Raw genomic sequence first — 26,235 nt, forward strand, 5'->3', positions numbered from 1 at the left:
AGTGGGGGATAAAGGAACCCCCCCACTGATTGAATTTTCACTTTATTAATAGAGGCTGGTGGCAATTTTGATAGAGGAGTGGATTTTTGAGTTTTTAAAAGGAACGGGAAAGCTGCTGTTAAATCCGGTATTTTATTACCTGTTTTTTGTGGCAGCCTTTTTAGGTATTTCCCGTGTAAAGCGAGAGCGAAAGGACTTTTCGGTCCGTGCTGAAAATGCTTATTTTGAGCTAAGGCAGCTTCTTCCGCTGGGGATTTTGGCAGGTCTTGCCGTAAGCGTGGTGATGGTGGGAGCGGGACTTGTCCTGCCAATGGAGACGATTGTGTTTACCGCTGCACTTACGTTCCTGTGGAGCTTAACGGCAAAAGTGAGATGGATGGCGCCAGTTTATACGCTGGGCTTTGCCTTTTTCGCCACAATGTTTGCTTTTGAACAGCGGTGGCCATTGCCGTCATTCGCCCAGTCGGCATCAGATCTTGATTCATCCATCTTTCCATCCATCGCTGTTCTCCTTGCTCTTCTGGTGATTGCAGAAGGCTTCCTGATTATAAGAAACGGCCGAAAAGGGACATCTCCCAGGCTGGTAAAGAGTAAGCGGGGTCAAACCATCGGCATTCATGAATCCAAAAGAATCTGGATGGTTCCTGTATTTCTGCTGATACCGGGTCAGGCGCTGCAGCTGCCGTTTGAGTGGTGGCCAATGATACCGATTGGCGATGAAACGTATTCACTCATTCTCGTCCCGTTTTCAATCGGGTTTCATCAGAGAATCCAAGGTACGCTTCCTAAAGAGGCAACAGCCCTGCTTGGACAAAGAGTCAGCGTGTTTGGCATACTTTTATTGCTGATTTCAGCTGCAGGCTACTGGTATCCGCTTGCTGCTGTGGGTGCAGCTGCACTTGCGATCATCGGGCGAGAATTCATCTCGCTCCGCCAGAGAATGGCAGAGGATCAGGCGCCGTTTTACTTTTCCAAGCGCAATCAGGGAATCATGGTACTCGGCGTAGTTCCCGATTCACCTGCTGATAAAATGTCTCTTGGAGTGGGAGAGGTTGTTACAAAAGTCAATGGCGTGAAAATCCATGATGAGAAAGGCTTCTACGAGGCCCTGCAAAAGAACGGCGCTCACTGCAAGCTCGAGGTCTTTGATGTGAACGGACAGGTTCGTTTCGTTCAGCGTGCTCTTTATGAAGGTGACCATCATGAACTGGGGCTGCTGTTTGTGCAGGATGAGAAGAAGTGGGATAGTGAAGCGGTTTAATTGTTAATAAGTGTTTAGTCTTATAAAACTTATGGGAAAGAATAGAGGGCTGCTGAGCGGCTCTTTTATTTTTCGGGCTCTGTTAATTTTCTGAGCAGGTCTTTAACAGCATTGTGGATGAGTAGAATATCGTTAAGAATTTGTTCTTTTATCTTTATATTAGTACAGCGCTGCATTTCGTCTATCAGCAGATTGAGTTCTTTCTTAAAAATGTCTAATGTGGTCATATGTCTGTTCACTCCTGGAATTTATATAGTTCTTTATACCCTGTTTTATGTAGGTTATAAACCAAAAAATGTTATTTTTGCAAGTGATATTCCCTGATGTGGAAATTTGATGGTCCAGAAGAAATTTCCCGTCTTTTCCGAAACCTTTTCCATCCCTATTCGTAAAAGAAGTAGCATCTTCGTAGGAGCAAACACGCGAATATGGTATCCTTTAGTTAATCTATTCAAAGAAAAAGGTGACATTGTGGCAAAGAAAAAATTGCAGTACTGGACTTTGCAATTGCTGATTATCTTAACCATTATCTATGTATCAACAAAAATTTCTTTTCTGTTTGAACCGGTTGGCATCTTTGTATCTACTCTATTTTTCCCAATCATTATATCAGGGTTTCTGTATTTCCTATTGAATCCGCTGGTCAGATTGCTGCAGCGCTATAAGGTGCCAAGGACGGCAGCTATTTTAATCATTTATGCAGCTGTTATCGGTTTAGTGATGCTGGTGATTGGCAACATTGCTCCGCTTATCAGCAGACAGATTACTGAATTATTCAATGATCTGCCGGGATATGCGAAAACGACAAGAGACTTTGTTACTTCAATGTCTAACACTGAAGAGTTTAAATGGTTTTTGACGCAGGACTACATATTGCTTGAAGAAATTGAAGCTCGCATTATGGAATATGCCAATACCCTCCCAAGCCGTGTGACGCAGGGGGTAGCAGGAATTGTCAGTCTGGTCACCAATATTGCGATCACAATTGTAACGGTGCCATTCCTGCTGTTTTATATGTTTAAGGATGGAGATAAGTTCCCGGCTGCTGTTTCGAAGTTTCTTCCTGCTTCTTACAGGGAAGAGGGAGTTAAAACGCTTAAGGAAACAGGCGAAACCCTTTCTTCTTACATTCAGGGGCAGATTACTGTGGCGCTGTTTGTAGGGACACTATCATTTATCGGTTATTTAATCATTGATCTGCCTTATGCGCTGGTTATGGCGCTGATTGTGGCCATCACGAATATCATTCCTTATGTCGGACCATTTCTTGGCGGTGCCCCTGCCGTAATCGTCGCACTTTTTGACTCGCCGACTAAAGCCTTACTGGTTGTCGTAGTCATTGTGATTGCCCAGCAGATAGAGGGGAATGTGCTGTCACCGCTGATTCTGGGAAAAACCTTAAACACTCATCCGGCGACCATCATTATCCTATTGCTGGTTGCAGGCAATCTTGCAGGAATTCTTGGCATGATCCTGGCGATTCCTACCTATGCTGTGACCAAAACGATTGTTTTAAATACAATACGGTTTTTAAGGGCGAGGAAAGCAGCTCGGCTCGAGGAGACGGTTACGTGAAGATGGGGAAGGCTCCTTTGCAGAAAGGGGCTTTTTGCTGTATTTGCATGTAAAATTATAATGAAAATAAAACGAAAGCAGTGATCCCCATGTGTCTAATCCTTTTTGCATACAAAGTCCATCCGAAATATAAGCTGATTGTTGCAGCCAATCGCGACGAATTTTACGAGCGTCCGACTGCACCTGCACATTTTTGGGAGGACCATCCCCACATTCTTGCCGGACGTGATTTAAGGAAAATGGGAACGTGGATGGGTGTCACTAGAAATGGCAGATTTGCAGCTCTGACAAATTACCGAGATCCAAATGAAGTGACAGAAGGCAAGAGGTCAAGAGGAGATCTGGTGGCGGATTTTTTGAAGAGCAGTGCTTCGCCTGCTGACTTTATGAACAGGGCATCTGAACATCGCGTCAGCTATCCCGGCTACAATCTGCTGGCGGGCAATTTGGAGGAACTCTTTTATTATTCGAACGTGGAGGATAGGGTAGAGCTGCTTCAGCCGGGGATATACGGGGTCAGCAATCATGTACTCGATACAGAATGGCCAAAGGTGAGAAAAGGGAAGGAGGGCTTATCTGCTCTCTTAGATAATGCAGAGGAAAACTTAACAGAAGACCTGTTCACGCTTCTCCAGAATGCAGACCCCGCCCCGGATGATAGGCTTCCGAAAACAGGAGTTTCTCTTGAATGGGAACGGATTTTGTCTCCATTATTTATCAAAAGCGATGGCTATGGAACCAGGAGTTCAACTGTGCTGCTGATGTCAAAGGATGAGATTTTTTACAAGGAAAGGGTTCATATTGGGGAGGATAGGCAGGAACAGGAGTTTATCTTTAAAAAATAAGAAGCCAGCTCAGTCATCTGGCTTCTTTTATTCAGGCAAGCGGCAGTGTAATCCGGACTGTTGTGCCTTCATTTTCCCTGCTGTGGATGTATAGGTTTCCGCCGTGGTTTTTAATGATTTTTTTGCAGATCATGATGCCAAGGCCTGTCCCTTTTTCTTTTGTGCTGTAAAACGGCTCTCCCAATTTGGCGAGGCGTTCTTCCGGTATGCCGATTCCTTCATCCTCGACAGTTATGATGACAGAATGGTCCTCCTGGCGGATATCGACGTTTATTTTGCCGCCCCTTGGCATGGCTTCCATCGAGTTCTTAATGATGTTAATCAGCACCTGCTTAATTTTATCTTTTTCACAATTCACAAAGAACTCTCCGGGTGCCTGAGTTAATTCGATCAGGACATTTTCCATGACTGCCTGGCTGTTTAAAAGAGTAATCACACTTTTTACTACGTTTGTCAGGCAGGTTTTTTCCATTTCGGTTATTTGAGGCTTGGCTAGAACGAGCAGGTCATTGACGATGCCTTCAATCCGCTCCAGCTCATTTAGAATGACCTCTGCGAAATTGTCTTTATGTTCTTCATATAATAGCTGTGTAAAGCCTTTTATGGCTGTTAGCGGGTTGCGGATCTCATGGGCAATGCCTGCCGCAAGCTGGCCGACCACTGAAAGTTTCTCAGCATTCTGCAGCTTTTCTTCAGTCTTCTTTTGTCCGGTTACATCTTTGATAATGATCTGGTAGACTTTTCTGTTCTTGAAAGTGGTTGGAATAAGCTGGACTTCGGCTTTTCTTAATTGTCCGTCAGTCCGGATCAGATTAAGCTCAAAATTCACGCTCAGCTTTGTTTGCAGAAAATCATCGAGGGTGGAATGTTCTGAAGGAGGAGTGTAGTCGTGGAGGGAGGTGCCGATCATCTCTTTGATGCTCGTGTACCCGAAGAGCTTCTTCCCTTCATTATTGATATAGGTCCAAATCCCCTTTTGAGTCACCATTCCGATCGTATCCTTGGAGTACTCCACCAGAAAACGGTACTTCTCCTGTGTTTCAAGAATTTCCTCTTCCATGATAATTCTCTGTGTCATATCCCGGATAATGCAAATCGTTTCTTTATCGTCATTAATGACTGAAAAATTAGCTTCCAGCCACAAATAATGTCCTTCCTTATGCCTGAAACGAAAAGTCTCCCGATTATGCGGAAGCTGTTCGAGCTCGGCCAGTGCATCTCTTAGAAGATCCCGGTCATTTGGATGGCAGTATGAGTAAAGGCTGCTCCGGTAAAAATCCTGCGGTGAATACCCCAGTGTGGGCAGGCAGGAAGGGGAGACATATAAAGCAATGCCTTCTTTTGTCACTCTTGCAATCACGTCGCTGGAATGCTGAATGGCCAGCTGCAGATTCCTCGCTTCGACTTTGTCCACGAATAAATCTGCCGGATTCTCGGTCATAATCATTTTGTCCCTCCTTTTTTTGAAAAATGACACTTTTCCATCATTATACAATACATATTTAGATTGACATATAGGATAAATTTCACTCTATGCCAATAGAAAAAGATACCTTGTTAGGTACTATAATCACAGGAGCTTTCTTATTTCCTCTCCAAGGATGAATATCCCTTCCTCCAGTTCCCCGAGCGGGGCATAAGCATACGAAATTCGTATATAATGATTCGGTCCGTCACTGTATATGCTGCCTGGATTCATCAGCAGCTTTCTTGAAATAGCCTGCCGATAGAGACTTCGGATTGGAATATTGGACGGTACTTTCAGCCATATAAAAAAACCTCCTTCTGGAGAATTCCATTCTGCTATCCCGGACAAGTGAGCTTCTAATGCATCCAGGGCAGTATTACGGCGAATTCTTAACTTCTCACGTACACTTTCCATATGTTTTTGATAGAGGCCGGTGGACAGCCATTTTTCAGCTACCCTTTGTGAAAGTGAACTTGAACCATAGTCAGTCTGCATTTTAAGATCGGCAAGCCGGTCAATAACAGGTTCAGGTGCTGCTATCCAGCCTATTCGAAGTCCTGGACTCAATGTTTTTGACAAGCTTCCCATATAAAGGACCTGGCCATTTTTGTCCATTGCTTTTAATGGTGGCGGAGGCTTTTCATCAAGCCATAGTTCCCGGTAAATATCGTCTTCCACAATTGGCAGCTGTTCTATTCTGCACACATCAAGCAGTTCCCTCCTTCTTTTCTCTTTCATTAAAATTCCAGTGGGATTATGAAAGGAAGGAATCGTGTATAAAATGGACTTCCCTTTTTCGTATTTCTTCAAAGAGATGCTTTTAGTGATAATTCCCTCCTTATCCATTGGCAATCCCTTTAAATTCATGCCTGAAGACCGGAAAAGCTGTAAAGAATACAGGTAAGAGGGCTTTTCCAGAAATACGGGTGCCCCTCTTTGCACAAGTCCGAGTGAGACAAGCTGCAGTGCCTGCAGCCCTCCCGAAACAATAAGTATGGAGGAAGGAGATGTGAAGATTCCGGATGTTGCCAAATACTCACATACTGCCTGTCTTAATGGGAAATACCCCTTTGGTTCCTCATAACCGAGCTCACTCAATTCATCAGCAGCTTCCTTTAGAACTTTCTGCATTGTTTGTACAGGGAAAATTTCTGGGGAAAGCTCTCCTTTGCTGAGCTGTATAAAAGCAGGGTCCATTTCTAAGTCATTAATTTCCTGAACGATTTTTTCGCTGGCTCTGTGTATCCCTGTATCAATATACTCGCTCCAGCTGGCAGACTGCCTTGAAGCGAGCAGAGTCCATGTATTATTAATAACCTTAGTGCCAACCCCCGTTTTCCCCTCTATTAATCCATCTGCTGCAAGTTCTTCCAGAGCAGTGATAATGGTGCTTCGGTTTACTCCAAACTCTTCAGCCAGTTTCCGCTGGCTTGGAATTTTACTTCCGATTGGCCATTCGCCTTTGGAAATCTTTCCTTTAATCGTTTCCATAACTTGCTGATATTTTGGCAATTGTGGTGTATCCATCCATATAACCGCCTTTATGAAAATTGGCTGGCAAAATTCTTTTCTAATTGGTTGAGGACATTGTATCAGTTATTGTTTATCCTGAAAAGCAGCACAAATAATGGCTGGGAAATGCTGATAAGGGGGATAAAGTTGGCAAATAAAAAATTTAGGATTATCGGGGCGCATAGTTCTATTATCATTCTCTGGGCATCCGCATTCCCGGGAATCCGGGCTGGGCTTGAATCATACTCCCCGGAACACCTTGCCCTTTTCAGGCTTTTAATTGGCTCCGCTGCACTTGGTGTCCTCGCACTTGTGACGAAGATGCGCATTCAGGAAATAAGGGACCTTCCTGCCATTTTTATGCTGGGGTTCCTTGGTTTTACGGTTTATCATACAGCACTGAATATGGGGGAAAAAACAGTAAGCGCCGGACCGGCAAGCTTGATTGTATCAATGACTCCAATCTTTTCGGCTGCTTTGGCTGCTTTATTTTTAAGGGAAAGGTTTGGAAGAGTAAGGTGGACTGGTTCCGCTGTCAGTTTTGCGGGTGCCGCACTAATTTCGCTTGGTACAGGAGGCGGGTTTGAAATCCAAACCGGTATTTTATTCGTCCTCCTTGCTTCCATTTCAGAAAGCATCTATTTCGTGTTTCAGACTAAATATTTAAATAAATACGGATTTTTGTCATTTACATCGTATACGGTATGGGCAGGGACTGCTTTTATGCTGGTTTATCTTCCCGGGCTTGGAAATGAGATCTTTCATGCTTCGGCCGAATCCACTTTAAGTGTCCTCTATTTGGGGATTTTTCCGACGTTAATTCCATATATTGCCCTGGCTTTTCTTGCATCGATAGGGGGGGCGTCTGAAGCGGTGAGCTCTCTTTATCTGACTCCAGTAATGGCGTTTGTTATTGCGTGGGTTTGGCTGGGGGAGGTGCCGGCTATGTTATCCATTGTGGGTGGGTTGATCGCTCTAGCAGGTGTGGTGATTATTCACCGAAAAGATAGCTCTAAAGAAGTTACAGAAATTTATGGAAATGGATCAAGTGAAAATATTTGAAAAATATGATTGACATCCTTTTCTTTAAGGTGGTAAAGTAATAAACATATTAACAACCGCATAGTAAAAATCTTCTTATCAAGAGAGGTTGAGGGACTGGCCCTATGACACCTCGGCAGCGGACAGCGTGTACCGTGCCAAATCCAGCAAGCATTGCTTGAAAGATAAGGAGAGGACCATTGATAAATGCTGCCCTCTTCTTTCTTTAGAAGAGGGTTTTTGTTTTATGCGGAATACAACATCAAGATTCTATTCATAAACATATGAATAATTCTTATCGAGAGAAGCAGAGGGACCTGGCCCAATGAAGCTTCGGTAGCAGGCAGACTGCACTGTGCCAAATCCAGCAGGCGAATAGCCTGGAAGATAAGGAGAGGATTTCAAAAAACCTCTTCTGGCGGAAGGGGTAAATTTCAGGGTGTAATTCTTAGTTTTCGCATAGGAATAATAGATAATAAATATGATAGGAACCTTTACCAGTTCACCAAAGTTTATAGGTGCCTGTCACCAACAAAGGAGAGATGCTGCATGATAGAGTTTCAGAATTTAAAGAAGGTCTATGAAAGCAGAGGTCAGCAGGTAGCTGCTCTGGATGGAATAGATTTAAAGATTAATAAGGGTGAGATTTTCGGTGTGATCGGCTTCAGCGGTGCGGGAAAGAGTTCTTTGATCCGCTGTGTCAATTGGCTGGAGAAGCCGACTTCAGGAAAGGTCATTGTAAGTGGCCATGATCTGACGGCTTTATCCGTAAGAGAAATTCGTGAAGTGAAACGAAACATCGGGATGGTCTTTCAGCATTTTAATCTTTTAAACTCCAAAACCGTGTTTGCCAATGTGGCGATGCCGCTCACACTGGCTAAGATCCCTAAAGATGAAATCAAAAAGCGTGTCCATGAACTATTAGAATTCGTGGGGCTTGCCGACAAGGCGAACAGTTATCCCGATCAGCTGTCAGGCGGGCAAAAGCAGCGGATTGGAATCGCCAGGGCGCTGGCAACTCAGCCTTCCATTCTATTATGTGATGAAGCAACTTCAGCTCTGGATCCTCAGACCACCAGCTCAATCCTGCAGCTGCTGAAAAAAATAAATAAAGAATACAACATTACCATTCTGATCATTACTCATGAAATGTCTGTAATCAGGGAGATCTGTGACCGTGTCGCTGTCATAGAGGCAGGAAAAATTATTGAAGAAGGAACCGTCTTCAATGTCTTTTCTTCACCAAGTACCCCAACAGCGAAAAACTTTGTCAGCACGGTTATGAATGATCAAATACCTGACTCCATTAAGAAAGTAATTGAAAAACAGCAGGGGCTTCAAAAGGTATTCAGAATCAATTTTGTCGGAAACTCTGCCGGACAGCCGCTGCTCTCGCAGGTTGCCAAAAAGTTTAATATCGATTTCAACGTCCTGTTTGGAAATATTACTGAACTGCAGGGAACACCATTTGGCAACCTGATTGTCGAATTCCAGGGACCGGACAGTGAAATCAGGCGTGCTATTCAGTACATCAGCCAGGAAAAAGTTTCAATAAAGGAAGTGACATCACGTGCTAGTTAACCAGGAAAAAATCATCGAAGCCTTAATCGAAACGGTCCAAATGGTGGCATTCTCCTTGCTGTTTTCAGCTCTTATCGGACTGCCGCTTGGCATTTTGCTTGTTGTGACAAGGAAAGGGCATCTGCTGGAAAACACCGTTGTTTTTAACATCATAAACAGCATTATTAATATTTTCAGATCAGTCCCATTCATCATTTTAATGGTAGCGATCATCCCAATCACCAGAATGATTGTCGGAACATCGATTGGAACTGCAGCAGCCGTAGTGCCGCTCGTCTTTTATGCAGGACCATATATTGCGAGATTAATAGAAAATTCATTGCTTGAGGTTGATCCGGGAGTCATTGAAGCGGCAGAAGCAATGGGAGCGACACCGGGACAGATTATCCTTAAATTCCTGATTCCGGAAGCACTCAGTTCGCTGGTATTAGGCTTCACAATTGCGACAATCGGTCTGGTCGGAGCATCAGCCATGGCCGGGGCAGTCGGAGGGGGCGGCCTTGGTGACCTTGCCATTACATATGGTTATCAGAGATTTGATACAACCGTCATGCTGATTACCGTTGCAATCTTAGTGGTCATGGTTCAAGGCCTGCAGTCATTCGGAAATATCTTATCCAAAAAAATCAGAAGAAGATAACTAGGAGGAAACACATCATGAAAAAACTATTATTATCATTCATTATTTTAGCATTGGCTGTATTCACTGCGGCATGCTCAAGCACAACTGGCGGAGAAGAAACAAAGAAGGTTAAATTGGGCGTCAGCGGATCAGATACACGCATCTGGGACTTTATTGCCGAAAAGGCTGAAAAGGAAGGCATTGAAATTGAGGTTGTGACATTTTCTGATTATGTACAGCCAAACGTTGCCCTTGCAGAAGGTGATCTTGATGTAAATGCATTCCAGACAGTCGCTTATTTCGACACTTTTATTAAAGAGCATAATATGGATCTTACACCGATTGCGACAACTGTTTTAGCACCAATGGGTCTTTATTCTGAGAAAGTAAAATCTGTAGAAGACATTCCGGAAGGCGGCAAAATCGCCATTCCAAATGATGCTTCTAATGGCGGAAGAGCGCTTCTTTTACTGGAGGAAGCCGGATTGATCAAATTATCCGAGGACTATGACGGAAACCTGGATTTGAATAAAATCGTTGAAAATCCGAAAAACCTTGAATTTGTAGAAATGGTATCAGCGCAGACGCCGCGTGCCCTTCCGGATGTCTCTGCTTCAGTCATCAATAACGGTATTGCTGTAGATGCAGGCTTTAACCCAACTAAGGATTCAGTTTTTATTGAAAGCGAAACCGCTACTCCGTATGTAAATATCATTGCTGTCCGAACAGAAGACAAAGATAACAAAACGCTTAAGAGAATTGCAGAACTTTACCAGGAAGATGATGTAGCTGATTTCATCACGAAAGAATATGACGGAAGCATGATCCCGACTTTCATTCCATTAAGTGATATTGGCTGGTAATTAATTTATCGCAGTCTAACGGGCAGTAAGACCCCCACCAATCGGGTTCGTAGTGTCGATTGATCGAAGCGCTAGCGGAGATCTTAGCGACACTAGAACGCGACTAACAATCAGTGGGGGATAAGGAAAACCCCCACTGATTGAAGTTTCACTTTATAAAAGGAGGAACAATGATGACGGCACCTGTAAAAGCACTATCCGAACTGAAAGAAGTAATCAAGAAGAATGTTGATGATAACAAGGAACTTTACCTTTCCGCAAGCCACCAGATCCATGCAAACCCGGAAATAGGGAATGAGGAGTTTTTTGCCTCGGGCTTGCTTTCAGGCATTCTTGAGCAGGAAGGATTTGATGTAGAGCGGGCAGTGGCCGGTCATGAAACAGCTTTCCTGGCCCGGAAAAAATCCGCTAAGCCGGGGCCGTCCATTGCTTTCCTTGCAGAATACGATGCCCTTCCCGGGCTGGGCCATGGATGCGGCCACAATATTATCGGCACGACAAGTGTGGCAGCAGCCATTGCATTGAGCAAGGTAATTGAAGAGATCGGAGGAGAAGCAGTAGTATTGGGGACCCCGGCGGAAGAAGGCGGGCCAAATGGGAGTGCAAAAGGAAGCTTTGTGAAGCATGGATTGCTTGAAGGCATTGATGCTGCCCTTATGGTTCATCCGTCAAACCATACCCGCCTGACCAGTTCATCACTTGCTGTGGATCCACTTGACTTCGAGTTTATCGGAAAACCTGCTCATGCGGCAGCTTCACCGGAGGAAGGAATCAATGCTCTCGATGCAGTCATTCAGCTGTTCAACGGAATAAATGCTCTCCGTCAGCAATTGAAGGATGATGTGCGAATCCATGGAATTATTACACATGGAGGGGATGCACCAAATATTATTCCTGAATATGCAAAAGCCAGATTCTTCATCCGTGCTTCAGCCAGAACAAGCTTAAATGAGGTAACACGGAAGGTTAAAGCTGTCGCAGAAGGCGCCGCACTGGCAACAGGAGCCAAGCTGAATGTGATTGCTTTTCAAAACCAAGTAGATAACCTGCTGTTAAACAAGACATATGACCAGGTGTTTAAAGAAGTGATTGAAGACTTGGGAGAAATCGTAGTGGAAGGGGACCGGGATGGAATCGGTTCGACGGATGCCGGCAACATCAGCCAGGTGGTGCCAGCCATTCACCCTTATATTAAAATTGGTGCGGATGATCTTGTTGCCCATACAGTTCCGTTCCGGGAAGCCGCCGCATCTGCAAAAGGTGATGAAGCGCTGATAACAGGAGCAAAGGGGCTGGCTCTCACAGCATTCAAGCTGGTAACGGACCCGGAACTGCTTAAATCCATTAAACAGGAATTTCTAGAGCGAAAAGCTGCTGAATAAGAACAAAAGCTATCCTTTTGCGGATAGCTTTTCCTCTTTTTTGTGAGTGTTTTCCTCATATTTGAGGGTTGTTTCCCTAGTTTGCTGAGTCTTTTCCTCAAATCAAGTGTTCGTTTCCCTAATTTCAACATCCTTTTCCCGAATTTCACATTTGCCTACTGTTCCTTCATCCGTTCCTGTGCCATCCGGATAAGTTCCTTCACCATGCTGCCGCCAATCTTTCCGCCAACAGTGCCTGCCTGTTTGGATGTAAGCCGGCCATTATAACCTTGCTTCAAAGGCACACCTGCCTCCTCAGCAATTTCATATTTCACTGCGTCAGGATTTTCTCTGTCAACATGATATCCCTGGTTTGCCATTACCTGATTTTTCAGCTGGTCCAATGCACCTCTTGATTCCGGTACTAGCGGGCGTCTTTTTCTTCTGGCCATGATGCATTCCTCCATAATAAGTTCTTTTTCTTATTATGTGAAAGAACGTTTGGATTAACACTGAAAAAACTTGTACATCCTCCGGTGAAAAGCTATTCTAATGGTAGAAACCTTGAATTTTTGTGAAAAATCAAAAGAAGGTGTTTTAAATGGCATTAAAATACTTGTCAGCTCTTCTGCTTCCTGGACTGCTGGTATTGTTTTTTACGAGAGTCAGCTATAATCGTGTGATCGGGCTGGTGCTGACGGTGGGGCTTATTGCTGCTTCTGTATATAAAGGCTACACCAATTCATTTGCCTTAATCGTTTTAGACGCACTTTCACTGACTGTCGGGTTTTGGTATGCCCAAAAATTGAAGCCGAAAATCAAGCCAAGTGCGGAATAAATTTTGCAGAGCCTGTCGAACAAACCTATCGACAGGTTTTTTATTTAATGAGTTAAAACTGTAATTAGGCATACGTCATATAAGCTTATAATGAAGTTCAATCAAACGTTTGATTAAACTCAAGGCAATCAATCAAACGTTTGATTAACCTTTCTTCGACAATCCCCTCAATAATTCGGCATATTTCCCAAGCAATATTTTCTTGGTAAAAACACAAAAACGAATATCCGTTCGCATATTATTGGTTTGTTTTAGGCTCTTTGTGGTAGAATGATGATATGAGTTTTGAGTAAAAAACTGACAAATCAGCGGTGCATCCCGGATCTTAAATTATTTCAATGCTGGTTTGTGATTAATAAATAGATAAAAGTAATTTGAACGGGAGGCTTTTAGGTGAAGGATCAATTTGAATTAGTCTCAAAATATTCCCCACAGGGCGACCAGCCGGGGGCAATCAAAGAAATAGTGAAGGGAATCAATTCCGGCAAGAAACACCAGACACTTCTGGGTGCGACAGGAACGGGTAAGACCTTCACGATTTCGAATGTCATAAAAGAAGTAAACAAGCCAACGCTTGTTATTGCCCATAATAAAACACTCGCAGGACAGCTATACAGTGAATTTAAGGACTTTTTTCCAAACAATGCGGTTGAGTATTTTGTCAGCTATTATGACTACTATCAGCCTGAGGCGTATGTACCTTCTACAGATACTTTTATTGAAAAAGATGCAAGTATCAATGATGAAATAGATAAGCTTCGCCACTCGGCGACTTCCTCCCTGTTTGAGCGGAATGATGTCATTATTATTGCCAGTGTCTCCTGCATATATGGTTTGGGTTCACCTGAAGAATACCGTGAAATGGTGCTGTCCCTCAGAACCGGAATGGAGATTGAGAGGAACCAGCTTCTTCACAGGCTCGTTGACATCCAGTACGAGCGCAATGATATCGACTTCCAGCGCGGTACCTTCCGTGTACGCGGAGATGTAGTCGAGATTTTCCCGGCATCACGGGATGAGCATTGTATCCGTGTGGAATTTTTCGGAGACGAGATAGACCGGATCCGTGAAGTGGATGCCCTTACAGGTGAAATAATGGGTGAACGTGAACATGTTGCGATTTTTCCGGCATCCCACTTCGTAACGCGTGAAGAAAAAATGCGGATCGCCATCCAGAACATTGAAAAAGAGCTGGAAGTGCGCCTTGCTGAATTAAGAGAAAACGATAAGCTTCTTGAAGCACAGCGCCTCGAGCAGCGGACCCGCTATGACCTTGAAATGATGAGGGAGATGGGTTTTTGTTCCGGAATCGAAAACTACTCCCGTCATCTTACGTTAAGACCTCCTGGTTCAACACCGTATACCCTTCTGGATTACTTTCCGGAAGACTTTTTGATTGTGATTGATGAATCGCACGTAACTCTGCCGCAAATCCGCGGTATGTTCAATGGTGACCAGGCAAGAAAATCTGTGCTTGTGGACCATGGTTTCCGTTTGCCTTCAGCGATGGATAACAGGCCGCTTACGTTTACCGAATTCGAAAAGCATGTGAAGCAGGCTGTTTTTGTTTCGGCAACACCCGGCCCTTATGAGCTTGAGCATACACCTGAAATGATTGAGCAAATTATCCGTCCAACCGGTCTGCTTGATCCTACAATTGATGTCCGTCCAATCGAAGGTCAAATTGATGATCTCATTGGCGAAATCCAGGATCGTGTTGAGAAAAACGAACGTGTTCTTGTTACCACTTTAACGAAGAAAATGTCTGAGGATTTAACAGACTATTTAAAGGAAATCGGCATTAAAGTCCAGTACCTGCACTCTGAGGTAAAAACGCTTGAGCGGATTGAGATTATCCGGGAGCTTCGTCTTGGCAAGTACGATGTGCTGGTCGGGATTAACCTTCTGCGGGAGGGACTGGATATTCCTGAAGTATCCCTTGTTACCATACTGGACGCTGATAAAGAAGGCTTCCTCCGTTCAGAACGTTCACTCATCCAGACGATTGGGCGTGCAGCACGTAATGCAAACGGCCATGTCATCATGTATGCAGACCGGATTACGGACAGCATGGAAAAAGCCATCAGTGAAACAAAGCGCCGCCGTTCCATTCAGGAGGAGTACAATGAGAAGCATGGCATCACGCCAATGACTATCCAGAAGGATATTCGCGATTCGATCCGTGCAACCCATGCGGCAGAAGAGCAGGAAGAATACCAGCCGTCAGCAAAGCTCGGCAAGCTGAACAAGAAAGAGCGCGAGAAGCTGATCGGCGATATGGAAAAAGAAATGAAGGAAGCGGCAAAATCCCTCAATTTCGAAAGGGCTGCCGAGCTTCGTGATTTAATATTAGAGCTGAAAGCGGAAGGATGACGAAAAAATGGCGATGGATAAACTGATTGTAAAGGGTGCCAGAGCCCATAATCTGAAAAATATAGATGTCACCATTCCAAGAGATAAGCTTGTCGTCCTGACCGGACTTTCAGGTTCAGGAAAGTCCTCTCTGGCCTTTGATACAATTTACGCAGAAGGTCAGCGGCGCTATGTGGAATCATTATCTGCTTACGCACGGCAATTCCTCGGTCAGATGGATAAGCCTGATGTGGATGCGATCGAAGGACTGTCTCCGGCAATCTCGATTGACCAAAAGACAACAAGCCGAAATCCTCGTTCCACAGTGGGAACAGTGACAGAAATTTATGATTATCTGCGATTATTGTTTGCACGGGTGGGGCGTCCCACCTGTCCGATTCACAATATCGAAATCTCTTCACAGACCATAGAACAAATGGTTGACCGGATTATGGAATACCCTGAGAGAACAAAGCTCCAGGTTATGGCTCCCCTTGTTTCCGGCCGAAAAGGGACACATGTAAAAGTGTTCGAGGATGTGAAAAAGCAGGGATTCGTCCGTGTCCGTGTCGACGGAGAAATGATGGATCTCGGTGAAGAGATTGAGCTGGAAAAAAACAAAAAGCATTCAATAGAAGTAGTAATCGACCGCATTGTCGTAAAAGAAGGCGTAGCCCCAAGGCTTGCAGATTCATTGGAAACTGCTTTGAATCTGGGCAATGGCAAGGTGCTTGTGGACGTCATTGGGGAAGAAGAACTGCTGTTCAGCGAGAACCATGCCTGCCCCCAATGCGGGTTTTCAATCGGTGAGCTTGAACCAAGAATGTTCTCATTTAATAGTCCATTTGGTGCCTGTTCGGAATGTGATGGATTGGGCTCTAAGCTTGAGGTTGATGTTGATCTGGTAATACCCAATAAGGATCTTTCATTAAAACAGAATGCCATTGCGCCATGGGAACCGACAAGCTCTCAATATTATCCTCAGCTGCTTGAGGCCGTCTGCAATCATTATGGGATTGATATGGATGTGCCGGTTAAGGATATCCCTGAACACTTGCTTGAGAAGGTTTTATACGGATCAGCCAAGGACAGTATCTATTTCCGATATGAAAACGACTTTGGCCAGGTAAGGGAGAATTATATTCGTTTTGAAGGTGTCATCCGCAATGTGGAGCGCCGCTATAAAGAAACAAGCTCTGATTATATCCGGGAGCAAATGGAGAAATACATGGCCCAGCATCCATGTCCTACCTGCAAAGGCTACCGCCTGAAGCCGGAAACACTTGCGGTCCTTGTATCCGGAAAGCATATTGGCCATGTAACAGAATATTCGATTGAGGAAGCATTCAGCTTCTTTGAGAATCTTACACTGTCTGAAAAAGAAATGAAGATTGCCAATCTTATTTTCCGTGAGATTAAGGAAAGGCTTGGGTTCCTCATCAATGTCGGGCTTGATTACCTGACATTAAGCAGGGCAGCGGGAACTTTATCAGGCGGTGAAGCCCAGCGTATTCGCCTGGCTACACAAATCGGCTCGCGCCTGACGGGTGTACTCTACATTCTGGACGAGCCTTCCATTGGTCTCCATCAGCGTGATAATGACCGGTTGATTGATACGCTCAAAAATATGCGTGATATCGGCAACACCCTGATCGTGGTGGAACACGATGAAGATACAATGGTGGCAGCCGACTATTTAATTGATGTGGGCCCGGGAGCGGGAGTTCATGGAGGACAGATCGTCTCAGCGGGTACGCCTCAGGAGGTAATGGACGATCCAAACTCCCTCACAGGGCAATATCTGTCAGGCAAGAAGTTCATTCCGCTTCCAATTGAGCGCCGCAAGAACGACGGACGCTTTATCGAAATTAAAGGGGCTAAAGAAAACAATCTTAAAAATGTGAATGTTAAGTTCCCGCTCGGCACCTTTATTTCTGTTACGGGTGTTTCCGGTTCAGGAAAAAGTACGTTAATCAATGAAATTCTTCATAAAGGGCTTGCCCAGAAGCTTCATAGAGCCAAAGCTAAGCCGGGTGAGCATAAGGAGATAAAAGGTATTGATCACCTGGATAAAGTCATTGATATTGACCAGTCTCCAATCGGGCGGACACCCCGTTCCAATCCGGCAACCTATACAGGAGTGTTTGATGATATTCGCGATGTATTTGCTTCAACCAATGAAGCAAAAGTTCGGGGCTATAAAAAGGGGCGATTCAGCTTCAATGTAAAAGGTGGACGATGTGAAGCATGCCGCGGAGACGGAATCATTAAGATTGAAATGCACTTCCTGCCTGATGTGTATGTGCCATGTGAAGTTTGTCATGGCAAGCGCTATAACAGGGAAACACTTGAAGTTAAATACAAAGGGAAGAATATTTCGGAGATTCTCGATATGACAGTGGAAGATGCACTGGAGTTTTTCGAAAATATTCCTAAGATCCGCCGCAAACTGCAGACGATATATGATGTTGGCCTGGGATACATTACATTGGGGCAGCCTGCGACAACTTTGTCCGGCGGTGAAGCGCAGCGTGTTAAGCTTGCTTCTGAATTGCACCGCCGTTCAACGGGCCGCTCCCTATATATTCTTGATGAACCGACAACAGGTCTTCATGTGGATGATATCTCAAGACTGCTAGTGGTCCTTCAGCGTCTGGTTGAAAATGGAGATACCGTACTGGTTATCGAGCATAATCTCGATGTCATCAAGGCCGCTGATTATATCGTCGACCTTGGGCCTGAGGGTGGAGATAAGGGCGGCACCATTTTAGCCGCAGGTACGCCGGAAAAAATTGCGGAAGTTCCGGAATCCTATACAGGCAAATATCTTAAGCCGATTTTGGAAAGAGACCGTCAGAGAATGAAACAGCAAATAAAAGAAAAAGAGGGCGTGACAAACGCTTAGTTACAGGAGCAGTACCTTTTTGGTACTGCTTCTTTTAATAATAAGGAAGTATAATTTTAACTTTGAGTACTGTCTAGCTCCACAAGGAACGCTTCGACAGCATCATCATCGCACGACTAAAAGCGTTAGCTTTTAGGAGGAGCGCCTACCCCCTCGAGGTGTCGGGGGTGGGCAAGGCGCTTGCGCTTTTCTTTTGGAAATGAGATTAAACAACTGGGATGCGGGGTAAAGAACATGCGTCTGCAGCAGCCCTTAATTATCTCAACCAAGAAAGGAACTTACACTATGAAAAATAAAATTTACCTTTTAGCAGGCATTATCCTGTTAGGGATCGGCATCTATCTTTCCATCACATTCCTTGGAGATGAGAAAAAAACGGAAAGCAGCCAAATGATTGTTGCTTTTGGGGATTCACTTACCTTTGGATATGGAGATGAAACAGAAGCGGGCTATATTGGGAGGCTGCAGAGCAAGCTGGATAAGGAATATCAGGATAAGAATTACCGCATAACAAATCATGGAGTGTATGGCTATAAATCTTCTGATGTCCTTCAGCAAATGCTCAAACCGAAAGTGGCAGAGGATATCAAAAATGCAGATATGTTCATTGTATATATTGGCACAAACGATTTGCTGAAAAGCAATGGCGGTGATCTGTATCCGCTCCATCACGAAAATCTTGTTGAAGCTAAGGACATATATGAAGATAAACTGAATGGTATCCTGGAAACACTCGAAACTGCCAACAGTGATGCACCTGTTATCCTGATTGGACTATACAATCCTTATCCTGACGGCGACCGGATTGAAAAGTATATTGACCATTGGAACAAATCCATCAGAAAAAAAGCGGCAGAAGATAAACATATCACCTACATTTCCACCAATGAACTGTTCAAGGGAAAAAACAAAAAACAATACTTCGCTGATTCCCTTCATCCAAACGGAAAGGGTTATGAGCTGATTGCTGAAAAAATTATAGATAATTACTCATTTTAAGTTCTTGGTTATGTCTTATAAAAATTGCTTCTGCGTAGACTTTGTTTTCTTATATGCTGTGAAAACGCTAATATGATATTTTTGTGTGTTGATTGGAGCGGAAGGTGCGAGATCCTCGAAAATGCTGCCGCATTTCCTTCGTGCGGTGATTATTCGTGGATGCTTATTCAAAGTCCTGCGGGAGTAGCGGGACAGGTGAGACCCCGCAGACGCAGAGCGTCGAGGAGGCTCACCGCCTGCCCCGCGGGTTTGCTGAGTGCCTGCAGCGGAAATCAACACTCCCACATCAACAGGCAATATCTCCTCCTTTTAATTGATAACACAATGTAATGTTCCAGCAAAATCTGTGTAACCAAGCAGCGTTATACTCCTATATAAGGGAAACTATTGTCTGGAAACAGAAGGGGAGGTCATTATGGAGGATTATTTAGCGAAGTCACTGGAAGAATGGAAAGAAGATATTTCTGAAGTTTTGGACCAGATTAATAATGAATACGAGGATGTAAAAAAAGAGCTGAAAGTATATTCCTACAAATACGGGATTACAAAGCAGGTTATCCAATCTACTGTGAACGAAGAGATCATTGATAATATCCGTGAAATGTATCATAAGCCTTTTGAAGAGAAGTATAACGAATTGAAAGAGTACATACGTGATCTAGATGAAAAACGAAAGGTTTTCCAGATGTTTGTCAATAAGATCGACGAAGTGAAAAAGAAGGAAGCGCCGCGCACCGACCTGGCAGCTGCCTATAAATAGCCAAAAAACCGTCTTTGAATAAAAGGCGGTTTTTTTAAAAGATAAGAAAGTATATAATTTTTGAACTTTGATAACTGTCTAGCTCCAGCGCCTACCCCCTCGAGGTCACAAGCCAATCCTCCCAAAAAGGCAAAGAACGCCTTTCCGGGAGGCTCGTCTTGTGCTTGTCGGGGGTGGACAAGGCGCTTGCGCTTTTCTTATAGAAAAGGCTATGAGACTTGAGGCCATGGAGCCCATCAGCCTGCAGATGTATTTTTAAGAATATGGAGGAAAATGCTCCGTTGATTTTCTATAATGAAGAGGAAGCTGAAACTTTTACCGCGCCAGTTCCGTATTACACAGATAAAGGAGCTGAGAACATTGGAAACAAGAAAGGTTCTATCTGCTTTAAGTTATTTTAGCATTATGTTCGCAGGATTTATTTTTCCGCTTATTGTATTTTTTGCTTCAGAAGACAGGGAAGTGAAGCGGCATGCAAAGAGTGCATTCTTATCACATTTGATCCCGCTGGTTCCTGTTCCATTCATTGTTTTTGCAGCGGTAACTCAGTTTACAGTATATGATCAGGAAATTCCGGTATTTTTTCTTGCAGCTGTCGGCATCACAATCATTCTGCTATTAATTGTATTTATATGGAATATCATTAAAGGGGTAAAAGTCCTGATACAGGAATAGAACTAATAGAGGAGGGCCAGAAAATGAAAGAGGAACGTAAACGTATTTTGAAAATGGTCGAGGATGGAAAGCTTACAGTTGATGAAGCTTTAACTCTGCTGGAACAGCTTGAGCAAACAAATCAGACGATGGAACAGAAGCAGGAGGACTTAATTAAGGAGCTATCTGCTGAAGTAAAGTTTGAAGAAGCTAAAAAAGGTGAGCCATATAGCTCAAAGCATCAAAGTGCCAAGGAGAAAATCATTGATTTTGTAGATTCAGCATTTAAGAAAGTGAAGGATCTGGATCTTGATTTTAATTTTGGGAAAAGTGTTGAAATCTCTCATATATTTCAGCATGCAGACGCATACTTAAAAGATCTGGACATTGATGTTGCCAATGGAACAGTTAAGGTAATTCCGTGGGAGCAAAGTGATGTGCGTGTTGAATGCAAGGCCAAGGTCTATCGTGTGGATAATCAGGATGAAGCACGCAGAAATTTCCTGAAGGATGTTATTTTTGCCATTGAAGGGCAAAGGCTGAGGTTTTCCACTCAGCAGAAGTGGATGAAGCTTGAAGCAGTCATCTATATTCCAAAGTCTGAATATGAAAATGTGAAAATCCGCATGTTTAATGGGCCGATTGAAAGCCAAAACTTATCAGTGGAAAACTTTAAAGCGAAAACGGCTAATGGAAAAATAACGGTTAGTGATTTGAACAGCCGTAATGTGGAGGCTGAGACAGCCAATGGGCAGATTACCATTCAAAAAAGCCGCATCGATCATGTGGAAGCCGAAACATTAAATGGCGCCATTCTGGCTGATGGAGACTTCAAAAAAGCTGAACTGCAATCCTTTAATGGAAATGTAACGTGCAGGGCAGAAAATGAGCGCTGCGAATGGATTGAAGCGAAGGCAGCGACGGGCAGCATCGATCTGTTTGTTCCGGATTTCGCTGCTGTCAGCGGAGAGCTTCGCACCAATCTGGGCAGTTTCCATCCTGACATTGAGGGTATTGAAGTAATAGAAGAAAAGAGCGAAGTGATTCAGAAAATGATGCGTTTTAAATCTGTAAAAGAAAGCGGCAGCGGACTTAAGCTGCGGGCTGACTCAAAGACAGGTGCCATCACAATCAAGCGGTCAACTGCCTGGTAAAATGGGGTGGAAAGGGCGCCTTCCGCTTTTCTTGATAGAATGTATCATTTCTGAAGCTGGATTACTGTCTAGCTCCAGGCGCCATCGGCTCGAGGTCATAAGCCAATCCGGCCAAAAGGTTAAAGAACAACCTTTCAGCCGGCTTGTCTTATGCTTGTCGCCGATAAGCGGGCGCCTTCCGCTTTTCTTGATAGGAGGGATTTTTAATGAACAAATTAATTCGCTCCCGCAGCAACCGGAAATTAGCGGGAGTATTGGGCGGCTTATCAAAATCGATCGGAATAGACGCTACCATACTCAGGGTGATTTTCATTGTTTTATTATTTACAACTGGCGTTTTTCCGATGACACTCGTTTATGCCCTGCTTGTGTTTGTGCTTCCTAATGAAGAGGGGCTGTAGGACATGAGATGGATCCTGGGAATCTTGATAAATGCGGTCCTGTTTGTAGCGATCGCAGGTTTTTTCAAGGATTCGTTTTACTTGTCGGGATTTGGGGCTGCCGTTGGTGCCAGCTTCATGCTTTCTATCCTGAACATTCTTGTGAAGCCAATCCTGATTATTTTAACTCTTCCCGTAACTGTTTTAACGCTCGGTTTGTTCCTGTTCGTCATCAATGCTGTCACGCTTATGATAACGGATGGATTTATGGGTGATTCTTTTGAAATTGCCGGGTTTGGCACAGCGATTCTGGTATCGGTGATTATGTCTATCGTTAACCTGATCATTCAAAAAGCAATCCTGGAACCGGCGAGGGAAAAATAAATGCGTTAAAAAGCCAGCATCCATAATGCTGGCTTTTTCCTATTCAATAATCGTGGCATTAAAGCCATCCTTCTGCAGATTTCCGGCAAGCTTCTCTGCAAGCTGCTTTTCGGAAAAGGCAATTTGAACTTTGTATTGTTTGATTCTATCATGCTTTCTTAAGCCGTATTGTTCGGCAATTGCTTTTGCAATAGCCTGTGCACATCGTTTTCGGTAAATGGGGGTCCGGAGAAGGGAGGCTTCCTCTTTATTGGTCATAAACCCGCATTCCACAAGAACTGCAGTCATCTTTGTCTCACGCAGCACATGGAAATCAGCTGTTTTAACTCCCCGGTCCCGCAAGCCTGTAGAACTGATTAAGTTTCGCTGGATCTTTTGGGCTAATGCCAATGCTTCTCTAGGCTTGGAAGGGTAGACATATGTTTCAATTCCGCCTGCGCTGTTCCATTCGCCTGTTCCGTACGCATTGGCATGGATGGACACATAGCAGTCAGCGTTTTGAGTATTTGCCAGGGAGGTTCTTTCGGCAAGCGGCACGTCCCGTTCATCGGAGTGGGCAAAGAAAACCTCTGTATTCTGATACTTTCCCAGCATTTCCTTTGCAAGGCTGGCGACTGCACGGTTGAATTCATATTCTCTCATTCCATCAGGGCCACGTTTGCCAGGGGTGCTATATCCATGTCCGGCATCCAATATGATCTTCATCTGATCGCTCCTTTCTGATAAAAATATCTTCATCTATATAATATGGACAAACCTTCCAAAAGGACATGGCAAAATGAAAATTAGGAGAAAACCCTAAGGGCTTTCTCCTATTTTGGAGCGCGCTGCATCGTATGAACAAATTTGTAGCGGTCTGCACGGTATGCTGATTTTACAAGCTCAAAAGGTGTGCCGTCCTCTAAAAAGGAAGTGCGGGCGATAAGGAGTACAGGTGATCCAGGGTCTACCTGCAGGTGGTTTACCTCCGTTTCCTTAGCGATTGAGGCTTCAATCTGCTGGGTGGCTTCCCTGATGGTAAGGGATAATTTTTCTTCGATATGCTGATAAAGTGACTTGTTGATGATTTCTTCCGTAAGCCCTTTAACGAGATTGGCAGGCAAGTAGGTGGTTTCCAGCGCCATTGGCAGGCTATCAGCCATCCGTACCCGTTTGATTTCATATACCGGTGTGTTTTCTTTTATATCAAGCTTTCTCGCCAGCTGAGGCTCGGCCGGAATGATTTCAAAGGATATTAGGCGGCTGCTCGGCACCATGCCGCGCTCTTTCATATCTTCCGTAAAGCTGGTTAATCCCTGAAGCTTTTGTTCGACCTTCTGCTTGTTGACAAAAGTTCCGCGTCCTTTTTGCCTGTATAAATAGCCATCGTTGACAAGGTTATTTAATGCCTGTCTGACTGTCATTCGGCTAATCTGATATTGCTCCGAATACTCGCGCTCAGAAGGAATGGCTTCATCAGGCTTTAACTTGCCGTTTTCTATTAATTGTTTAATATACTCTTCCAATTGGTGATATATCGGGATGGGTGATTGCTTATCGATCATGGAAATTCTCCTATCACTATTTATACTGATCATCAGTCCTGACTGACGAGGCTAAGTGCTTCTTCATCGGCGATGATGGTTACATTCGGATGAAGATTCAAGGCTGACGCTGGAAACTGTTCATCAGGCTCTCCGTTAACCAATTGTCTGATGGCTTCTGCCTTGGCTGACCCTGATGCGAGCAGGATGATTTCCCGGCTATCAAGAATCGAAGCGATTCCCATTGTAATGGCTTGGGCTGGAACGTCTTCTATAGAACTGAAAAATCTTGCGTTAGCCTTACGCGTGCTTTCCGCAAGGTCCACGACATGCGTACGGCTGTTAAAGGCAGTGCCCGGTTCATTGAATCCGATATGTCCGTTGCGTCCGATTCCCAGCACCTGCAGATCAATGTCCACCAGATCCTTGATCAGCTGTTCATACCGTTCGCATTCCCTGGACATATCTTCTGCGGCTCCATTGGGAAGATGCGTGTTTTCGAGCTGGATGTCCAGATGATCAAATAGTTCGCTATTCATGAAATGCCTGTAGCTATTAGGATCAGTTGGGGGCAGGCCGATATATTCGTCCAAATTAATCGTCGTGGCTTTTGCATAAGAAGTGCCATTTTCCTGATGATCTTTAATCAGTTCGGCATAAACTCCTTTAGGTGTACTGCCGGTTGCAAGCCCTAATGTCATATCAGGCTGCCGGCGGACTTTATCAATCACCAGCCTGGCAGCTTTTCGGCTCATATCGTGATAATCGGCTGTTCGAATGATTTTCAATTCCCTTTCACCTCACGTTCGAAGGCTTTGACGCCTCGGCAGAAGGTCATGGCAACTTCAAGGTTCTCATCGAGTACAACCAGGTCCGCATCCTTGCCTTCTGAAATGCTGCCTTTCCGGTCGAAAATATTGAGCTGTCTGGCCGGGTTGCTGCTCGCAAGCCGGACAGCTTCATGCAGCTGTATATCTGTAAAGTCAATCATATTTTTTATGGAGTCTTTCATTTTTAAGATGCTTCCAGCCAATGTGCCGTCAGCAAGCAGTGCCTGGCCATTTTCGACCTTTACATCCTGTCCGCCAAGATCATAATGGCCATTTTTCAGGCATTTGGCTCTCATCGAATCGGTTATCAGGATCATACCATCAGCGCCTTTGGCGTTTAGTGCAAGCTTGATCATCTCTGGACGGACATGGATGCCGTCAGCGATCATTTCAACGATCAATTCCTTAAATAAAAGCGAAGCGCCGGCAACACCAGGTTCACGGTGATGCATGCCTCTCATTCCGTTAAACAGGTGGGTCACCTGTTTAGCTCCAGCCTGAACAGCCTTTTCCATTTCGGTGAAAATGGCATCACTATGGCCGATTGAAGGGACAACGCCATTTTCACTTAAATAGCGGATAAATTCATAGCCATTAGCTTTTTCTGGTGCCAGTGTGATCAGTTTGATCGTTCCGTCCGCTGCTTCCTGCCAGCGCTTAAAGAGTTCAATATCAGGCTCAAGGATATGATCCTTCGGCTGGGCTCCGCCTCTTGCTTCGTTAATAAACGGGCCCTCCAGGTGGATTCCGATTACTTCCGCCTTGCCGGGAGTATTTTGTTCTTTTTGAAAGTGAGCCGCATTGATCAGTGCAGCTTCTATTTTTTCTTTTTCCTGTGTGATGGTTGTAGCCAGAAAGCTTGTAGTCCCTTCTTCAGGCAAAACGCCGGCCATCGTGTTCAGCGCTATAAATGTGGCATCCATCGTATCGGAACCGCCAGCGCCATGTATGTGGACATCAATAAACCCCGGACTGATTGTGTGCTCATGGGAAAGTTCTATAATTTCTGTATCCTGGCCGATGGCAGGAAGCTCCTCCAAAGTTCCAGTCTGCAGGATTTGTTCATTTTCTATTAAAATAAAACCTTTATCAATCGTGCTGTTTTCCAGAAGGATTCTGGCATTTTTCAGTAATAGACGGCTCATTTTCAGTTCATCTCCGTTTGAATGATACTTTTATTATAAAAGGTTTGTAATTAGATGTCTATACCAGTTTAAGGATTTTACTTTCTAACACTTTTTGGTCTATACAACTAAAAATAGGATAGAAGGCGATCGGACGCTTTCTATCCTATTTATTTGAGTTTTAGGAGAAATACATACCAAAT

At 44.3% G+C, this 26,235-nt stretch carries 25 protein-coding genes and 2 riboswitches; of the genes, 17 read left to right on the forward strand and 8 right to left on the reverse strand.

Features of this window, described 5'->3' with window-relative positions; genetic code table 11:
* The first annotated feature begins 67 nt into the window (after nucleotides 1–67).
* Nucleotides 68–1,261, forward strand: a complete 1,194-nt coding sequence (locus tag CE058_RS09340) for a PDZ domain-containing protein (RefSeq protein ID WP_163142185.1) — start codon at nucleotides 68–70, stop codon at nucleotides 1,259–1,261.
* A gap of 65 nt (nucleotides 1,262–1,326) precedes the next feature.
* Here CE058_RS09340 and CE058_RS09345 read toward each other — a convergent pair whose 3' ends face one another.
* Entirely contained in the window at nucleotides 1,327–1,488 is a 162-nt protein-coding gene (locus CE058_RS09345) for a hypothetical protein (protein ID WP_156185155.1), read from the reverse strand.
* A gap of 244 nt (nucleotides 1,489–1,732) precedes the next feature.
* Between CE058_RS09345 and CE058_RS09350 the strand changes: the two genes are divergently transcribed.
* Together CE058_RS09350 and CE058_RS09355 are read left to right on the forward strand one after the other, a co-directional pair.
* Entirely contained in the window at nucleotides 1,733–2,836 is a 1,104-nt protein-coding gene (locus CE058_RS09350) for an AI-2E family transporter (RefSeq protein ID WP_163142188.1), read from the forward strand.
* 89 nt (nucleotides 2,837–2,925) lie between these two features.
* On the forward strand, nucleotides 2,926–3,681 hold the full coding sequence (locus CE058_RS09355) for an NRDE family protein (protein WP_163142191.1): 756 nt from the start codon (nucleotides 2,926–2,928) through the stop codon (nucleotides 3,679–3,681).
* A gap of 31 nt (nucleotides 3,682–3,712) precedes the next feature.
* Here the strand turns inward: CE058_RS09355 and CE058_RS09360 are convergent, their stop codons facing one another.
* On the reverse strand, nucleotides 3,713–5,128 hold the full coding sequence (locus tag CE058_RS09360) for a PAS domain-containing sensor histidine kinase (protein ID WP_163142194.1): 1,416 nt from the start codon (nucleotides 5,126–5,128) through the stop codon (nucleotides 3,713–3,715).
* A 123-nt stretch (nucleotides 5,129–5,251) separates the two neighbouring features.
* A complete protein-coding gene (gene pdxR, locus CE058_RS09365; RefSeq protein WP_163142197.1) occupies nucleotides 5,252–6,676 on the reverse strand; it encodes a MocR-like pyridoxine biosynthesis transcription factor PdxR in 1,425 nt (474 codons plus the stop codon).
* Between the two features lie 132 nt (nucleotides 6,677–6,808).
* On the opposite strand from pdxR, the gene CE058_RS09370 reads away from it, so the two are divergent.
* The 5 genes from CE058_RS09370 to CE058_RS09390 all read left to right on the forward strand — a co-directional run bounded on the left by CE058_RS09370 (nucleotide 6,809) and on the right by CE058_RS09390 (nucleotide 12,150).
* Entirely contained in the window at nucleotides 6,809–7,723 is a 915-nt protein-coding gene (locus tag CE058_RS09370) for a DMT family transporter (RefSeq protein ID WP_163142200.1), read from the forward strand.
* A gap of 72 nt (nucleotides 7,724–7,795) precedes the next feature.
* A riboswitch (SAM riboswitch) is annotated at nucleotides 7,796–7,894 on the forward strand.
* Nucleotides 7,895–7,994: 100 nt separating this feature from the next.
* Nucleotides 7,995–8,096: riboswitch (SAM riboswitch) on the forward strand.
* Between the two features lie 155 nt (nucleotides 8,097–8,251).
* Nucleotides 8,252–9,283 carry a methionine ABC transporter ATP-binding protein gene (locus CE058_RS09375; protein WP_163142203.1) on the forward strand — a complete coding sequence of 344 codons (1,032 nt, stop codon included), beginning with the start codon at nucleotides 8,252–8,254 and terminating at the stop codon, nucleotides 9,281–9,283.
* Complete coding sequence (locus CE058_RS09380) at nucleotides 9,273–9,923, forward strand: methionine ABC transporter permease (protein WP_035329251.1); 651 nt, start codon at nucleotides 9,273–9,275, stop codon at nucleotides 9,921–9,923. Before CE058_RS09375 ends, CE058_RS09380 begins: the two co-directional genes overlap by 11 nt.
* A gap of 17 nt (nucleotides 9,924–9,940) precedes the next feature.
* Nucleotides 9,941–10,768, forward strand: coding sequence for a MetQ/NlpA family ABC transporter substrate-binding protein (locus CE058_RS09385; protein WP_048009805.1), 828 nt, complete (start codon nucleotides 9,941–9,943; stop codon nucleotides 10,766–10,768).
* A 173-nt stretch (nucleotides 10,769–10,941) separates the two neighbouring features.
* The gene (locus CE058_RS09390; protein WP_163142206.1) at nucleotides 10,942–12,150 is read left to right on the forward strand and encodes a M20 family metallopeptidase; all 1,209 of its coding nucleotides are present in this window, start codon (nucleotides 10,942–10,944) and stop codon (nucleotides 12,148–12,150) included.
* Nucleotides 12,151–12,305: 155 nt separating this feature from the next.
* On the opposite strand, the gene CE058_RS09395 is transcribed toward CE058_RS09390, so the two are convergent.
* Entirely contained in the window at nucleotides 12,306–12,581 is a 276-nt protein-coding gene (locus tag CE058_RS09395) for an alpha/beta-type small acid-soluble spore protein (RefSeq protein ID WP_048009343.1), read from the reverse strand.
* 149 nt (nucleotides 12,582–12,730) lie between these two features.
* Here CE058_RS09395 and CE058_RS09400 point away from each other — a divergent pair, with 149 nt between their 5' ends.
* From CE058_RS09400 to CE058_RS09440, 9 genes are all read left to right on the forward strand, one after another.
* A complete protein-coding gene (locus CE058_RS09400; protein ID WP_048009342.1) occupies nucleotides 12,731–12,967 on the forward strand; it encodes a DUF2198 family protein in 237 nt (78 codons plus the stop codon).
* 393 nt (nucleotides 12,968–13,360) lie between these two features.
* Entirely contained in the window at nucleotides 13,361–15,340 is a 1,980-nt protein-coding gene (uvrB, locus tag CE058_RS09405; RefSeq protein WP_048009341.1) for an excinuclease ABC subunit UvrB, read from the forward strand.
* A 7-nt stretch (nucleotides 15,341–15,347) separates the two neighbouring features.
* A complete protein-coding gene (gene uvrA / locus CE058_RS09410) occupies nucleotides 15,348–18,224 on the forward strand; it encodes an excinuclease ABC subunit UvrA (protein ID WP_048009340.1) in 2,877 nt (958 codons plus the stop codon).
* 285 nt (nucleotides 18,225–18,509) lie between these two features.
* Nucleotides 18,510–19,223, forward strand: coding sequence for a DUF459 domain-containing protein (locus CE058_RS09415; protein WP_286167958.1), 714 nt, complete (start codon nucleotides 18,510–18,512; stop codon nucleotides 19,221–19,223).
* Nucleotides 19,224–19,638: 415 nt separating this feature from the next.
* A complete protein-coding gene (locus tag CE058_RS09420) occupies nucleotides 19,639–19,983 on the forward strand; it encodes a hypothetical protein (RefSeq protein WP_035329260.1) in 345 nt (114 codons plus the stop codon).
* A 360-nt stretch (nucleotides 19,984–20,343) separates the two neighbouring features.
* The gene (locus tag CE058_RS09425; protein ID WP_163142209.1) at nucleotides 20,344–20,658 is read left to right on the forward strand and encodes a magnetosome magnetite crystal formation protein family; all 315 of its coding nucleotides are present in this window, start codon (nucleotides 20,344–20,346) and stop codon (nucleotides 20,656–20,658) included.
* Nucleotides 20,659–20,681: 23 nt separating this feature from the next.
* The gene (locus CE058_RS09430; RefSeq protein ID WP_048009338.1) at nucleotides 20,682–21,791 is read left to right on the forward strand and encodes a DUF4097 family beta strand repeat-containing protein; all 1,110 of its coding nucleotides are present in this window, start codon (nucleotides 20,682–20,684) and stop codon (nucleotides 21,789–21,791) included.
* A gap of 206 nt (nucleotides 21,792–21,997) precedes the next feature.
* Nucleotides 21,998–22,192 carry a PspC domain-containing protein gene (locus tag CE058_RS09435; RefSeq protein WP_048009337.1) on the forward strand — a complete coding sequence of 65 codons (195 nt, stop codon included), beginning with the start codon at nucleotides 21,998–22,000 and terminating at the stop codon, nucleotides 22,190–22,192.
* A gap of 3 nt (nucleotides 22,193–22,195) precedes the next feature.
* Entirely contained in the window at nucleotides 22,196–22,555 is a 360-nt protein-coding gene (locus tag CE058_RS09440) for a phage holin family protein (protein WP_048009336.1), read from the forward strand.
* A 39-nt stretch (nucleotides 22,556–22,594) separates the two neighbouring features.
* Here CE058_RS09440 and CE058_RS09445 read toward each other — a convergent pair whose 3' ends face one another.
* From CE058_RS09445 to nagA, 4 genes are all read right to left on the reverse strand, one after another.
* Nucleotides 22,595–23,260 (reverse strand): N-acetylmuramoyl-L-alanine amidase, encoded by a 666-nt coding sequence (locus CE058_RS09445; protein WP_163142212.1) that lies wholly within the window; start codon nucleotides 23,258–23,260, stop codon nucleotides 22,595–22,597.
* A gap of 107 nt (nucleotides 23,261–23,367) precedes the next feature.
* Nucleotides 23,368–24,099, reverse strand: a complete 732-nt coding sequence (locus CE058_RS09450) for a GntR family transcriptional regulator (RefSeq protein WP_048009334.1) — start codon at nucleotides 24,097–24,099, stop codon at nucleotides 23,368–23,370.
* Between the two features lie 32 nt (nucleotides 24,100–24,131).
* Nucleotides 24,132–24,866 (reverse strand): glucosamine-6-phosphate deaminase, encoded by a 735-nt coding sequence (gene nagB / locus CE058_RS09455; protein ID WP_048009333.1) that lies wholly within the window; start codon nucleotides 24,864–24,866, stop codon nucleotides 24,132–24,134.
* Nucleotides 24,863–26,053 carry an N-acetylglucosamine-6-phosphate deacetylase gene (gene nagA, locus CE058_RS09460; RefSeq protein WP_163142215.1) on the reverse strand — a complete coding sequence of 397 codons (1,191 nt, stop codon included), beginning with the start codon at nucleotides 26,051–26,053 and terminating at the stop codon, nucleotides 24,863–24,865. The genes nagB and nagA overlap by 4 nt, the downstream gene beginning before the upstream one ends.
* Between the last annotated feature and the right edge of the window lie 182 nt (nucleotides 26,054–26,235).

The organism is Bacillus sp. 22-7 (assembly GCF_010628845.1).
Lineage (GTDB): Bacteria > Bacillota > Bacilli > Bacillales > Cytobacillaceae > Cytobacillus > Cytobacillus firmus_B.

Bases quoted from the DNA above. Each gene is read 5' to 3' on its own strand.
- CE058_RS09375 (WP_163142203.1), top strand. From the start codon at position 8,252: ATGATAGAGTTTCAGAATTTAAAGAAGGTCTATGAAAGCAGAGGTCAG.
- CE058_RS09345 (WP_156185155.1), bottom strand. From the start codon at position 1,488: ATGACCACATTAGACATTTTTAAGAAAGAACTCAATCTGCTGATAGAC.
- CE058_RS09400 (WP_048009342.1), top strand. From the start codon at position 12,731: ATGGCATTAAAATACTTGTCAGCTCTTCTGCTTCCTGGACTGCTGGTA.
- CE058_RS09360 (WP_163142194.1), bottom strand. From the start codon at position 5,128: ATGATTATGACCGAGAATCCGGCAGATTTATTCGTGGACAAAGTCGAA.
- CE058_RS09450 (WP_048009334.1), bottom strand. From the start codon at position 24,099: ATGATCGATAAGCAATCACCCATCCCGATATATCACCAATTGGAAGAG.
- CE058_RS09385 (WP_048009805.1), top strand. From the start codon at position 9,941: ATGAAAAAACTATTATTATCATTCATTATTTTAGCATTGGCTGTATTC.
- uvrA (WP_048009340.1), top strand. From the start codon at position 15,348: ATGGCGATGGATAAACTGATTGTAAAGGGTGCCAGAGCCCATAATCTG.
- nagA (WP_163142215.1), bottom strand. From the start codon at position 26,053: ATGAGCCGTCTATTACTGAAAAATGCCAGAATCCTTCTGGAAAACAGC.
- CE058_RS09445 (WP_163142212.1), bottom strand. From the start codon at position 23,260: ATGAAGATCATATTGGATGCCGGACATGGATATAGCACCCCTGGCAAA.
- CE058_RS09430 (WP_048009338.1), top strand. From the start codon at position 20,682: ATGAAAGAGGAACGTAAACGTATTTTGAAAATGGTCGAGGATGGAAAG.
- CE058_RS09435 (WP_048009337.1), top strand. From the start codon at position 21,998: ATGAACAAATTAATTCGCTCCCGCAGCAACCGGAAATTAGCGGGAGTA.
- CE058_RS09390 (WP_163142206.1), top strand. From the start codon at position 10,942: ATGACGGCACCTGTAAAAGCACTATCCGAACTGAAAGAAGTAATCAAG.
- CE058_RS09355 (WP_163142191.1), top strand. From the start codon at position 2,926: ATGTGTCTAATCCTTTTTGCATACAAAGTCCATCCGAAATATAAGCTG.
- CE058_RS09420 (WP_035329260.1), top strand. From the start codon at position 19,639: ATGGAGGATTATTTAGCGAAGTCACTGGAAGAATGGAAAGAAGATATT.
- CE058_RS09395 (WP_048009343.1), bottom strand. From the start codon at position 12,581: ATGGCCAGAAGAAAAAGACGCCCGCTAGTACCGGAATCAAGAGGTGCA.
- CE058_RS09415 (WP_286167958.1), top strand. From the start codon at position 18,510: ATGAAAAATAAAATTTACCTTTTAGCAGGCATTATCCTGTTAGGGATC.
- CE058_RS09440 (WP_048009336.1), top strand. From the start codon at position 22,196: ATGAGATGGATCCTGGGAATCTTGATAAATGCGGTCCTGTTTGTAGCG.
- pdxR (WP_163142197.1), bottom strand. From the start codon at position 6,676: ATGGATACACCACAATTGCCAAAATATCAGCAAGTTATGGAAACGATT.